The sequence below is a fragment of the Pseudomonas sp. 05N433 genome (assembly GCF_056396925.1).
The window spans coordinates 34,815-48,743 of record NZ_JBFTML010000043.1 but is presented as its reverse complement, the minus strand read 5'-3'; the positions used below and the strand labels follow the sequence as shown (position 1 = coordinate 48,743).

The window sequence follows — 13,929 nt, the reverse complement described above, 5'->3', positions numbered from 1 at the left end:
AACAGCGGCATGTAGCTGTTTCGAGCCCCTTGCCGCCTTGTCTGAGGTTCGCTACCTAGCTTGCTGATGAGACCGATGCGCGTCTCGGAACGTTATTTATGCATTCAATCTTCCGCCGGGCACTTGGGCAGCGCGTTCTATCACCCCCCTGGAGTGACCATGCGCCGGTACGGGAGACGCTTTTCGGTATCGAGCGACTTGAGCAGCATGCCGAGAGTCTGGCCATCGCCCAGCAGGTGACACCCAGGCCGCCCACTGTGCTTTCCTTGCATGTACGCCTCGACGACAACGCTTCGGTCCTGCTCGCCGCCTACCGGGCGAGCGCCGCGGAGCTTGAGAGCGGCCACAGCGTGGTGCCCGCCGCCGAATGGCTGCTGGATAACTACCATATCGTCGAGGAACAGATCCGGGAAATTCGCGATGATCTGCCACCTGGCTACTACCGCCAGTTGCCGAAGCTCGCCGAGGGACCGTTCGCTGGCTACCCGCGGGTCTTTGGCCTGGCCTGGGCCTTCGTTGCGCATACCGACAGTCATCTCGACCTCGACATGCTGCGGTGTTTCATCGATGCGTACCAGCGGGTCCAGCCGCTGACCATCGGTGAGTTGTGGGCTGTGGCGATCACCCTGCGTATCGTCCTGATCGAGAACCTGCGCCGACTCGCCGAGCAGATCGACGACGGTCGTATGGCCCGCGCGGACGCCGACGAACTGGCCGATCGTTTGCTCGTACCTGCCAGCGCCCGTTCGGCGCTGGCAGACATCGCCGCGCGTCCGCTCGGGCGGTTGCCCGAGCTGTTCGCCGCTCAACTCGCTAAACGCCTGCGCGACCAGGATCCGCGTACGACCCCGGCGCTGGGCTGGCTGGACGAACGTCTGCAAGCACAGGGTGTTTGCGTCGAGGAGGTGGTGCAGCACGCCCAGCAACGCCAGGGTGCCTCCAATGTCACGGTGCGCAACATCATCACCAGCATGCGGCTGATTTCCGATATTGACTGGGCCAAGCTGTTTGAAAGTGTCAGCCTGGTCGATGCGCGCTTGCGCGCGGGCAGTGCGTTTGCCCTTATGGACTTCCCGACGCGCAACCTGTACCGCAGCGCCATCGAGCAACTGGCGCGTGGCTCGGCTCTCTCGGAACTGGAGGTCGCCGACCGGGCCTTGGAGGCTGCCCGCCTGGCTGAGAGCGCCGAGCAGGGCGAGGAGTGGGGTGGGCGAGCGAGCGATCCTGGCTACCACCTGATCGCCGAGGGACGCCCGGCGCTGGAGCGGGCCATGGGCTTTCGCGCACCTCTGCGCTTGCGCATCAGCCGCTTCAACATTCGCCTGGGCATCGGCGGCTATGTTGGCAGCATTTTCTTGCTGACCACGCTGCTACTGGCGCTAATGGCCTGGGCCTTGGCGGTGCCGTCCGTGGCTGTTGGCTGGATCCTGTTGTTCCTGCTGTCGATGTGCGTGCCGGTCACCGAGGTGGCCACGGCGCTGGTCAACCGCATAGTCACCCGGAGTTTCGGCGCCATTACTCTGCCGGGGTTGGAGTTGTCCGCCGGCGTGCCGCAGGCGCTACGTACGCTGATCGCTGTGCCGACGCTGTTGACCAGCGAAGCCGATCTGTTGGAGCAGATCGAGCGACTGGAGGTCCACCATTTGGCGGGCATCGGCGGCGATCTGGCCTTTGCCTTGCTGGCCGATGGCGTCGATGCGCAGCAAGAGGAGCTCGACAGCGATGCGCATTTGCTGACGGTAGCAACCGAGGCGATCGAACAGCTGAATCGCCGCTATGGGCCTGGGCCCGGCGGCCAGCGCTTCTTCTTGCTCTGTCGGCGGCGCTTGTTCAATGCCCGCGAGCAGTGCTGGATGGGCTGGGAACGCAAGCGCGGCAAACTGCACGAGCTAAACCGCCTGTTGCGTGGGGATGGCGAGACGAGTTTCATGTCCATCTTCGGCGAGGCACCGAAAGTGCCGGCCGGGGTGCGCTACGTGATCACCCTTGACGCCGATACCCGCCTGCCGCGGGAGGCGGCGCTGCGGCTGATTGGCAAGATGGCTCACCCATTGAACCACCCACGTTTCGACGCCGCGCTGAAGCGCATTGTCAGCGGCTACGCGATCCTCCAGCCACGGGTCACGCCCTCTCTGCCGCTGGGCGGCGAGGGCTCCTTTTACCAGCAGGTGTTCTCCGGTCCCGGCGGCATAGATCCCTACGCGTCGGCGGTTTCGGATGTTTACCAGGACCTCTTCGGCGAAGGTTCCTACACCGGTAAGGGTATCTATGATGTGGATGCCTTCGAAGCCGCCCTCGGTGGCCGGGTCGGCGACAACCGGCTGCTCAGTCATGATCTATTCGAGGGCATCTTCGCCCGCGCCGGCCTGGCCTCGGATGTCGAAGTGATCGAAGAATCCCCGGCGCGCTTCGATGTCACCGCCAAACGTCTGCACCGCTGGACGCGCGGCGACTGGCAATTGCTTCCTTGGGTATTCGGGCACTGGACGGGGGCTCAGGCGGTACCGCCGATTGGCCGCTGCAAGATGCTCGACAACCTGCGTCGCTCGTTGTTCGCGCCCTTCGCCCTGGCCAGTCTGGTGTTCTGCTGGTGGCTGCCGTTGCCGCTGGCGCTGCTCGCTACACTGTTCGTGCTGGCGACCCTGATGATTCCGGCCCTGCTGCCAACCGTCTGCTCCCTGCTGCCGCAGCGGCGCGGCATCCGTCTGCGCAATCACTTCGGCATGTTAGGTGCCGACCTGCGTCGCGCGGCTCTGCAGATTGTGCTCTCGCTGGCCTTTTTGGCGGACCTTGCATGGCGCATGGGTGACGCTATCGGGCGCACCTTGGTGCGGATGTTCTCCAGCCACGATCACCTGCTCGAATGGACCACCGCTGCGCAGGCGTCCAGCTGCCCTTTGCCAGACCTGCGCGGCAGTTACCGGCTGATGGCTGGTGGCACCGCGCTTGCACTGCTGATAAGCGCAGTTGGCCTGGCCTTGGCGCCCAGCTCCTGGCCGCTAGCCGGTCCACTAGCGTTGCTCTGGTTGGCAGCGCCGGCGTTGGCTCTGCTGAGCAGCCGGCCATCGAAGGTCGCCCGCCAGCGCACGGCTTCGCCGCTGGACGCGCATGCCCTGCGCTTGACCGCGCGACACACCTGGCGCTTCTTCGAAACCTTCGTTACAGCGGAGGATAACCTGCTGCCGCCGGACAATTTCCAGGAACAGCCCAAACCGGTACTCGCACATCGCACCTCGCCGACTAACATTGGGCTCTACCTGCTCTCGGCAGTCGCTGCCCGCGACTTTGGCTGGGCCGGCAGCATTGAGACGCTCGAGCGCCTGGAAGCGACCATGGCAACCCTGGAGAAGCTGCCGCGTTACCGCGGGCATTTTTTCAACTGGTATGCGACCCACGACCTGCGAGCCTTGCATCCGGCCTACGTGTCGTCGGTCGATAGTGGTAACTTCGCCGGGCACCTGATCGTGCTCGCCAACGCCTGCGATGAGTGGCGGGAAAGCCCGTTGGCGCAGGAGGCCTGTCGTGGCCTGATGGACGACCTGTGGCTGGTCCAGGAGGCCATTGGCGGGCTGTCGGGCGCCGGTGGCGAGCCGCTGCGGCAACTGCGCGACGATCTGGAGGAAGTCCGCGTCCACTTGGCGGGGCTGCAAGCATTCGACGGACTGCTGCCGAGTCTGAAGCGGCTGACCGAGAAGGCCGCCAAGGTGGCCGTCAGGGTCGTTCCGGTCGGCGAGGGTGATGACCTGCTGTTCTGGGTCGAAGCGCTGCGCAAGGCAGTGGCTGAACACCTGCGCGACCGCACGCTGCCGGACGAGGCGCGGTCTACATTGGCGCCGCGCTTGCAAGCGCTCGCCGATATGGCCCGGGCGATGGCCGGGGCGATGGACTTCAGTTTTCTGCTCGACCCCGAACGAAAGCTGCTATCGATCGGCTACTCCCAAACCGATAATCGCCTCGATCCGAGCTGCTATGACTTGCTCGCCTCGGAAGCACGACTGGCCAGCCTGTTCGCCATTGCCAAGGGGGATGTCCCGACTCGTCACTGGTTCCGCCTCGGACGCATCGCAACGCCGGTCCCCGGCGGCTCGGCGCTGATCTCCTGGTCCGGCTCGATGTTTGAATATCTGATGCCGTCACTGGTGATGCGAGCGCCGGCTGGCAGCCTGCTGGAACAGAGCACTCGTCTGGTGGTGGCGTTACAGGAAGCCTACGGCCGTTCGTTGGGCATCCCCTGGGGGATCTCGGAGTCCGCCTACAACGCCCGCGATCTGGAGTTCACCTACCAGTACTCCAATTTCGGTGTGCCCGGGCTTGGCCTCAAGCGCGGGCTGTCCGAGAACGTGGTGGTCGCGCCTTATGCGACCGGTCTGGCGGCGATGATCGATCCGCAGGCGGCGCGCCGCAATTACGAGCGGCTGGCCGGGATGGGCGCGCAGGGCCGCTATGGTTTCTACGAGGCGCTGGACTTCACCCGCTCACGGCTGCCGGATGACGAGAATGTGGCGATCGTTCGCTGCTTTATGGCCCACCATCAGGGCATGACCATCGTTGCCATCGCCAATGCCTTGCACGATGGCAGGATGCGCTGCCGTTTCCACCGCGAGCCGATGATTCAGGCCTGCGATTTGCTACTGCAGGAGCGCGTGCCACGGGACGTACTGTTGGCGCATCCACGAGCCGAAGAGGTGACTGTTTCCGCGACCGAGGGCCGCAGCGAAACCCTGCGGCGCATCGATGCGGGAGGCGGCGGCGCGCCGATCACCCATCTGCTCTCCAATGGCCGCTACGCGCTGATGCTCACCTCGGCAGGCGGCGGTTACAGTCGCTGGGGGGATATCGACGTGACGCGCTGGCGTGAGGATGCCACCCGCGATGACTGGGGCAGCTTCATCTTCCTGCGTGACACCCAAAGTGGGGAAGCCTGGTCGGCGACGCTGCAGCCCAGTGGCCGCGACGTTGAAAACGGCGAGGTGCTGTTCCACGAGGATCAGGCCGAGTTCATTCATCGCCAAGGCTCGCTGGTCACCAGCCTGGAAGTACTGGTGTCCGGCGAGGACAACGGCGAAGTGCGGCGAGTTTCGCTGGTCAACAACGGGCGCAGGCCACGCGACATCGAACTGACCTCCTATGCCGAGGTGGTCCTGGCGACTCGGGCCGCTGACAGCGCGCATCCAGTGTTCTCGCGAATGTTCGTGCAGACTGAATACCTTGCCGAGTTCACGGCACTGGTCGCCACTCGCCGCCCGCGTGGACCGGAGGAAACGCCGGTATGGGCGGCGCACTTCGTGGTGGTGGAAGGTGAACTGATCGCTGATCCGCAATACGAGTCCGACCGCGCGCGTTTCCTTGGCCGCAACCGTAGCGTGCGCGAGGCGCTGGCGATCACCGGGCATCGGGCGCTGTCGAACAGCCAGGGGACGGTCCTCGATCCGATCTTTTCCTTGCGTCAACGTCTGCGGGTTGGGCCCGGCAAAGTTGCGCGGGTAGCCTTCTGGACGGTGGTCGCAAGCTCGCGAGAGGAATTACTGGATCTGATCGACAAGCACCATGAACGCAATGCCTTCGAGCGCGCCAAGACCCTGGCCTGGACCCAGGCCCAGGTGCAATTGCGCGACCTTGGCATCGACTCCGAGGAGGCGGCGGACTTCCAGCGCCTGGCCGCGCCGATTCTCTATGTTGACCCACGTTTTCGCGCTTCGGCGCCGGCCATCATACGAGGGGCGGGGTGCCAGTCGGGGCTATGGCCGCTGGGGATTTCTGGTGATCTGCCGTTGGTTCTCTTGCGCATCGACGAGGTCGAGGACCTCGCCCGGGTCCGTCAGTTGCTGCGTGCCCGTGAATACTGGCGGATAAAGGGCCTGCACGTCGACCTGGTCATCCTCAACGAACGGGCGTCGTCCTATGTGCAGGACCTGCAGGAGGCGATAGAAACCGCAGTACGCAGCACTCAGTCTCGCCTGCACTTTGGCGAGGAGCGCAGGCGCGGTGCGGTCTACACATTGCGCACCGACCTCATGACCGTAGAAACACGGGCATTGCTGCAGGCCGTGGCGCGAGTCGAGTTGATCGCCCATCGTGGTTCCATTGCAGACCAGCTCGAGCGCCTGCCAAAGCCTGCGCCGCGCAACTGGCTTGCCGTCCGCCAGCCTCCGTCAATGCCAGTGTGGCCGTTGCCGGAGGCACCGGTCGGGGATGACGGCCTGGAGTTTTTCAATGGCCTGGGTGGCTTTGATCGCAACGGGCGGGAATACCTGATCACGCTTGAGCGCGACCAGACGACGCCCGCGCCGTGGATCAATGTGATCGCTAACCCGGCGTTCGGCTTCCAGGTCTCGGAGCACGGCAGCGGCTACACTTGGGCCGAGAACAGCCGTGAAAACCAACTCACCCCCTGGTCCAATGACCCGGTCGCTGACCCGGGGGGCGAGGCGCTGTATATCCGCGACGAGGAAAGTCACCAGCTTTGGAGCCCTACCGCGCAGCCGATCCGCGACGACGGCGTCTACCGCGCTGCGCACGGCTTCGGCTACAGCCGCTTCAACCATTCGGCACACGGCATTCACACGCAATTGCTGCAGTATGTGCCGCTGGACGACCCATTGAAAATTTCCCGACTGACCCTGCGCAATCTGTCCGGGCGGCCACGTCAACTGTCGGTGACGGCCTATGTGGAATGGGTGCTCGGCACCTCGCGCGGGACCAACGGGCCGTTCATCCAAACGGAGATCGACGCCGCCAGCGGCATGCTGCTGGCGCACAACCCATGGAGTATCGCCTTCCCGGGCCGTGTGGCATTTGCTGATCTCGGCGGCCGGCAAAGCGCCTGGACCGCCGACCGCCGCGAATTCCTCGGTCGCCATGGCGGGCCGGCGGCGCCTCGGGCGCTGCTCGGTAGAGCTCCGTTGTCCGCGGCCTGCGGTGCCGGTCTGGACCCATGCGCGGCGCTGCAGTGCGTCGTCGAGCTGGCCCCCGGCGAGTCTGTCGAGGTGCTGGTTTTGCTGGGGCAGGCCGTATCGACCGATGCTGCCCGGGAGATGGTTCTGCGTTACCGCGAGCGTGACCTGGACGAGGTACTTGCAGCGGTCAAACGGCACTGGGACGAAGTGCTCGGTGCAGTGCAGGTACGCACGCCCGACCGCGCCCTGGATATCCTGCTTAACGGTTGGCTGCTCTACCAGACTCTGGCTTGCCGCATCTGGGCTCGTTCGGCGTTCTACCAGGCCAGCGGTGCCTATGGTTTCCGTGACCAGTTGCAAGACTGCATGGCACTGGCATTCGCACACCCAGCGCAAACCCGGTCTCATCTGCTGCGTGCTGCCGCCCGGCAGTTCGTCGAGGGCGATGTGCAGCACTGGTGGTTACCGCATTCGGGGCAGGGGGTCCGTACGCGGATTTCCGATGATCGTGTCTGGCTGGCCTTTGCCTGCGCCACCTATGTCACGTCTTCCGGGGATGCCGGGGTGCTGGACGAGAGCGTGCCGTTCATCGAAGGGCGGCAGTTGCTCCCCAGCGAAAGCGACGCGTTCTTCCAGCCGATGCCCGCGGACGAGTCGGCTTCGCTGTTCGAACATTGCGCCCGCGGTCTCGACCAGTGTCTGACGCTGACCGGTGCCCAAGGCTTGCCGCTGATCGGCAGCGGCGACTGGAACGACGGTATGAACCGGGTTGGCGTGGGCGGGCAGGGCGAGAGTGTCTGGCTCGGCTGGTTGCTGTTGAGCACCTTGAACAGTTTTGCGCCTTTGGCCGACGGCCGCGACGATCAGCGTGCCAAGCGGTGGCGGGCGCATGCGGGGTTGCTGCGCAAAGCGTTGGAGCGTGAGGCCTGGGATGGCGACTGGTATCGCCGGGCGACGTTCGACGATGGTACGTGGCTCGGCTCGGCGGCGTGCGAGGAATGTCGGATCGACTCCATTGCGCAGTCCTGGGCGGTACTCTCAGGTGGCGCCGATCCCGCCCGCGCGAGGCTGGYGATGGCCTCGCTGGAGCGTCTGCTGATCCGCCGCGACGACAACCTGGCGTTACTGTTCGCACCCCCGTTCGCGCACACTTCGCTCGACCCCGGCTATATCAAAGGCTACCCGCCAGGCCTGCGCGAGAATGGCGGGCAGTACAGCCATGCGGCGATGTGGACGATCCTGGCGTTGACCCGACTCGGGGAAGGCGATAAGGCCGTCGAGTTGTTCGCGCTGCTCAATCCGATCAACCATGCGCGCACGCCACAGCAGGTCGAGCGCTACAAGGTCGAACCTTATGTGATCGCCGCGGATGTCTATTCCGTTGCGCCGCATATAGGCCGGGGTGGCTGGACCTGGTACACCGGCTCGGCCGGCTGGATGTACCGCGCCGGCGTAGAGGGGATTCTGGGGTTGCGCCGAGAGGGGGCGTTTCTCGTTGTCGATCCCTGCATCCCGCGTCACTGGCCAGGTTTTGAAGCCCGTCTGAGGCTGGACGGCAGCGACTACACGATCAGCCTGAAGTCGGCGGGACGACGTTGCCGGGACCTCGAGCAGGCGCTGCTCGATGGTGTACCGCAGACCTGCGAGCAAGGGGCCGTTCGCGTGCCGCTGGACGGATGTGCGCATCGTCTTGAGCTTGTTCTCTAATGGGTACGCTGGCGCACAGAACTACGTTGCCGATGCGTTCAATCTGGAGGTGTTCAGAAAGTCCTGGATCACAATCGGAGAATCGTCATGCTACAAACAATCGTGGTCGTCCTGATCGTCCTGTGGTTACTTGGGCTGGTAACGTCGTACAGCCTGGGCGGCTTCATTCATGTCCTGTTGATCGTGGCGCTGATTTTGCTGGCGGTCAGTTTCTTTCAGAGCAGGCGCTCATAAGCCTCTTCGGTCCTGCCGATGAACAGGGTTGAGCGCCGCTCGCGGACAGTACAGTCCACACTCGCCGATGAAGCGCTTTTCGATCGCCTGCAGCGTGCCGCCTTGGGTTATTTCCTGCAGACATTGAATCCGTTTAACGGACTGGTGGCCGATACCTCGCGTCCCGGTTCGCCCGTCAGTATCGCGGTGGTCGGATTCGCCCTGTCAGTGTATCCGCTGGYCGTAGATCGGGGCTGGTTGACACGGGCCGACGCGCTGCGGTTCAGCCTCGCCGCACTGCGTTTCTTCCAGGCCAGCGATCAAAGCGGTAGCCCCGGGGCGACAGGATATAAAGGGTTTTATTATCACTTCCTTGATATCCATACGGGTGTGCGGGTTTGGCGCTCGGAACTGTCGATGATCGACACCGCTTTGCTGATCGCCGGCGTGTTGACGGCAAGCCTGTATTTTTGCGTGGATACCGCTGACGAGAACGAGTTGCGGGGCCTGGCCGACTTTCTTTATCGGCGCATCGACTGGCGCTGGGCACAGGACAGTGGTGAGACGATAAGGCAGGGTTGGAAACCCGAATGCGGGTTCCTGCATTACGGCTGGGAGGGCTACAGCGAGGCCATCCTGCTGTATGTGTTGGCGCTCGGCTCGCCAAGCTGTGCAATCGTGGGCGACTGCTACCGGGCATGGACCTCCACCTATCAGTGGGAAAACCTCTACGACCATGACTATCTCTATGCCGGGCCGCTGTTTGTCCACCATTTCTCCCATGCATGGATAGATTTTCGCGGCATCCACGATGGTTTCATGCGTGAGAAGTGCTCGGACTACTTCCAGAACAGCCGACGCGCCGCTTACATCCAGCGTGAGTACGCGCGGCGTAACCCGCAAGAGTTCGCCGGCTACGCTGAAAATTGCTGGGGCTTGTCCGCTTGCGATGGGCCGAGCGATGAGCAGCCACAGCTGTCCAATGAGCCGCGGCGATTGTTCGGTTATGCCGCTCGTGGCGTACCGTACGGGCCGGATGACGGCACACTGTGCGCCCCCTCGGTGGTGGCGTCGTTGCCGTTTGCGCCGGAAATTGTCCTCGACGCGGTGCGGCATATGATGGAGCGCTACCCGGAAATGTGCGTCGAAGGGCGCTTTTCCAGCAGCTTCAATCCGAGCCTCGCCGATGCCAACGGGCGCGCCTGGGTGTCCCCAGGGCACTACGGGCTCGATCAGGGCATTGTACTGATGATGATCGAGAACCATCGTAGCCAACGGATTTGGGAGCTGATGCGCGCCTGCCCCTACATCCGCGACGGTTTGCAGCGCGCAGGGTTCCATGGCGGCTGGTTGCAGCAAACGCCATTTGCGGGAGCAGGCTGATGACGCAAGACTACGATGGGTCGATCACCACGCCGCAGGATGCTTATGAGCGTCAACGCCTGGCCAGTGTGCATCCGCCGCGCTGGGTCAATCCGCACGCTGCCGAGCGCTACCACTTGGTGATAGTCGGTGCGGGGCCTGCGGGTCTGGGCGCCGCGAAAACCGCTGTAGCGCTCGGCGCCAGGGTGGCGTTGATTGAATGCAGGTTGATCGGCGGCGATTGTCTGAACAATGGTTGTGTACCGTCGAAGGTGATTATCCGGACGGCGCAGTTGTATGCCGAAATGCGCGATGCCCGGCACTATGGCGCGCAAGTGCCGAGCGACATTCAGGTCGACTTCGCTGCCGCGATGGAGCGCGTACGGCGTATCCGCAGTCACCTCAGCGGCGGCGATTCGGCGGCACGATTGAGCGCAATTGGCGTGGATATGTTCTTCGGCGAAGTGCGCTTCACGGGGGCTGATTCGCTGACCGTCGATGGGCAGACCCTGCGCTTTCGCAAAGCCTTGATTGCGACTGGCGCGGCCCCGAATATCCCGCTGATTCCCGGTCTCGCGCAAGCCGGTTACCTAACCAATGAAAACGTTTTCGATCTGACCGAGTTGCCGCGCCGCCTGCTGGTGATTGGTGGCGGCCCCCTTGGCTGTGAACTGGCCCAGGCCTTCTCCCGGCTTGGCGCACAAACCACCATCGTGCAAGACATGCCGCTGTTCCTCGGCAACGAGGAACGGGACGCCGCGCAACTGCTCTCGGATGCCTTCGCTCGCGACGGCATCGAGGTCCGTCTGAACACCCAGGTCGTTGCCGTGCGCGTAGAGGGTGGGCAGAAACTGGTCGACCTGGTCAGCGACGATTACCGCAGTACGGTTGCCGTCGATGCGATCCTCGCCGGCATCGGCCTCTCGCCGAATGTCCAGGGCCTGAACCTGGAAGCCGCCGGTGTCGACTACGACGCCAGTGAGGGAATCCGTGTCGATGACTTCCTGCGCACAAGCAATCCGCTTATCTACGCTGCCGGGGATGTCTGCCTTGAGCACAAGTACACCCATACCGCCCTGGCTTCAGCCCGCATTGTCGTGCAGAACGCCCTGCTGCGCGGTCGCGAGCGGATGAGCCGGCTGGTAATCCCCTGGTGTACCTACACCGATCCGGAGATTGCTCACGTCGGTTTGTATGTGCGTGAGGCCAACCGTCGGGATATTCCGGTGAAAACCTTCACCATTCCCATGCATCAGGTCGATCGTGCGGTCACTGACAGTGAGGAGGAGGGTTTCGTGAAAATCCACGTCAGGGAGCGCACGGACCAGATTCTCGGTGCCACCATCGTCGCTCGCCATGCCGGCGACATGATCAACGAAATCACCCTGGCCATGGTGGCGGGCGTCGGCTTGCGCACATTGGCCCTGGTGATCCATGCCTATCCCACGCAGGCGGAGGCGATCCGCAAGGCCGCCGATGCCTACAATCGTACCCGCTTGCCTCCTCGCGTCAGGTCACGTTTGGCGCGTTGGATGGAGCGCTGAGTCAGTAGCCTGAAGCCGTCCCAGCAGCGCCTTGGCGCGTGCACAGACATTGTCGATGCTGAAGCCGTATTCGCGCAGCAGTACGTCGGCCGGTGCCGAGGCGCCGAAGTGTTCTACCCCGAGCATGTCCCCCCGCGCGCCAATGTAGCGCTCCCAGCCTTGCCGCACACCCAACTCGACCGCCAGCCGCGCGCCGACTGACGGCGGCAGTACCGCGTCGCGCTCGGCCTGCGGCAGGGCCTCGAACAGCTCCCAACTGGGCATGGAGACACAGCGCACGGCAATGCCTTCGCGTTCCAGGCGCTCGCCCGCCGCCAGGATCAAGGCGACTTCCGAGCCACTGGCGAGCAGGATCAGTTCGGGCTCGCTGTTCGCCGCATCGCTCAGCACATAGGCGCCGCGACGCAATCCATCTGCCGGGGCATAGCGGTTGCGATCCTGGGTTGGCAACGATTGCCGGGTCAAGACCAGCAGCACAGGGCGGTCACGGGTGGTCACCGCAACCTGCCAGGCGACTGCGGCTTCATTGGCGTCGGCGGGGCGGATCAGCACCAGATTCGGGATGGCGCGCAGGCTCGCCAGTTGTTCGACAGGCTGATGGGTAGGGCCGTCCTCGCCGAGCGCCAGGCTGTCGTGGGTGAACACATGCACCACGTGCAGGCCCATCAGTGCCGCGAGGCGTAGCGGTGGGCGCATGTAGTCAGAGAAGATCAAGAAGGTCGCACCAAAGGCAATGAAGCCGCCGTGTGCGGCAAGGCCGTTGACGATGGCGCCCATTGCATGTTCGCGCACGCCGAAGTGCAAGTTGCGACCCGCTTTGCTCCAGCCGCCCACGTCAGAGCCTTGTTGATCCGTGCCCGTGGTARGCGGCGGGTTGAAGTCTCCAAGGCCCTTGAGCGCGGTTTTCGTTGAGGGATCGAGGTCGGCGGAGCCTCCGCTCAATGCTGGCAGACGGGGCGCGATGGCATTGATCACCATGGCGCTGGCGTCGCGTGTGGCCAACCCCTTGGCATCGGTGGGAAACACCGGAATGTCTGCATCCCAGCCCGGCGGCAGTTCCCCGTTCAGGCGCTGCTCCAGTTCATGGGACAGTTCTGCAAAGGCCTTGGTGTAGACGTCCATGCGCATGTGCCAGGCAGCCTCGCTCCGCACCCCGTGTTCCACGGCCTTGCGGAAATGCGCCAAGGCAGCGTCGGGTATCAGGAAGTCCGGCTCGGTGGGCCAGCCCAGCTTCTCCTTGGTCTTGCGCACCTCTTCCACGCTGAGCGGCGAGCCGTGGGCCTTGAAGGTGTCCTGCTCGGGTGAGCCGTAGCCGATATGTGTACGAACGAGAATTAACGATGGCCGCGTGCTTTGCGCCCGTGCCGCCTGCAGCGCGGCATCTATCGCCAATAGGTTATTGCCATCTGCCACCGACACTGTGTGCCAGCCGTAGGCCTCAAATCGCCGCGCACGATCCTCGGAGAAGGTCATGGCGGTGCCGGCGGCCAGAGTAACGGCATTGTCGTCGTACAGGCAGGTGAGCTTGCCCAACCCGAGATGGCCGGCGAGCGAGGCGGCCTCGCTTGCCACGCCTTCCATCAGGTCGCCGTCGCTGACGAGGGCGTAGGTATGGTGGTCGACGACCGCATGACCGGGACGGTTGTAGCGCGCGGACAGTTGCGCCTCGGCCATCGCCATGCCGACCGCGTTGGCCAGGCCCTGACCAAGCGGCCCGGTAGTGGTCTCCACGCCGGGCGTGTGTCCGCGCTCGGGATGCCCTGGCGTCTTGCTACCCCATTGGCGGAAACGCTTGATCTCCTCCAGCGCAAGCTCGTAGCCACTGAGGTGCAGCAGACTATAGAGCAGCGCCGAGCCGTGTCCGGCGGAGAGCACGAAACGGTCGCGGTCGGGCCACTGCGGGTTGCGCGGGTTGAACTTTAACCAGCGCGTCCACAACACATAGGCCATCGGCGCGGCACCGAGCGGCAGACCGGGGTGGCCGCTATCGGCTTTTTGCACCATGTCGAGCGAGAGGAAGCGTAGGGTATCGATGCATTGCTGGTCGAGTTTGCTGGTCATGATGGTCTCTTGGTGAGGTAAAGGGGACTCAGCGCGTCGCGGGTGTTTCGGTTGTGGTCCACATCCATCATCGGGTTCACGTCCCTTTACTCGCGGTTCCCGCTTTGATCCAACGCTCATCAGGTATGTCGTGTATTCCACCACCA

General features: G+C 63.9%; 5 protein-coding genes. 4 read left to right on the top strand and 1 reads right to left on the bottom strand.

The features are described 5' to 3' along the window. The first annotated feature begins 98 nt into the window (after positions 1-98). The 4 genes from AC1DIS_RS21350 to AC1DIS_RS21335 all read left to right on the top strand — a co-directional run bounded on the left by AC1DIS_RS21350 (position 99) and on the right by AC1DIS_RS21335 (position 11,722). Complete coding sequence (locus tag AC1DIS_RS21350) at positions 99-8,603, top strand: glycoside hydrolase family 94 protein (protein WP_477781065.1); 8,505 nt, start codon at positions 99-101, stop codon at positions 8,601-8,603. 87 nt (positions 8,604-8,690) lie between these two features. Next, positions 8,691-8,837, top strand: a complete 147-nt coding sequence (locus AC1DIS_RS21345) for a lmo0937 family membrane protein (protein WP_105341819.1) — start codon at positions 8,691-8,693, stop codon at positions 8,835-8,837. A gap of 18 nt (positions 8,838-8,855) precedes the next feature. Then, positions 8,856-10,199, top strand: coding sequence for a glucoamylase family protein (locus AC1DIS_RS21340; protein ID WP_477781064.1), 1,344 nt, complete (start codon positions 8,856-8,858; stop codon positions 10,197-10,199). After that, positions 10,199-11,722 carry a mercuric reductase gene (locus AC1DIS_RS21335; protein WP_111453635.1) on the top strand — a complete coding sequence of 508 codons (1,524 nt, stop codon included), beginning with the start codon at positions 10,199-10,201 and terminating at the stop codon, positions 11,720-11,722. The genes AC1DIS_RS21340 and AC1DIS_RS21335 overlap by 1 nt, the downstream gene beginning before the upstream one ends. Here AC1DIS_RS21335 and tkt read toward each other — a convergent pair. Beyond that, positions 11,693-13,783, bottom strand: coding sequence for a transketolase (gene tkt / locus AC1DIS_RS21330; RefSeq protein WP_477781068.1), 2,091 nt, complete (start codon positions 13,781-13,783; stop codon positions 11,693-11,695). The genes AC1DIS_RS21335 and tkt overlap by 30 nt on opposite strands. Positions 13,784-13,929: the final 146 nt, after the last annotated feature.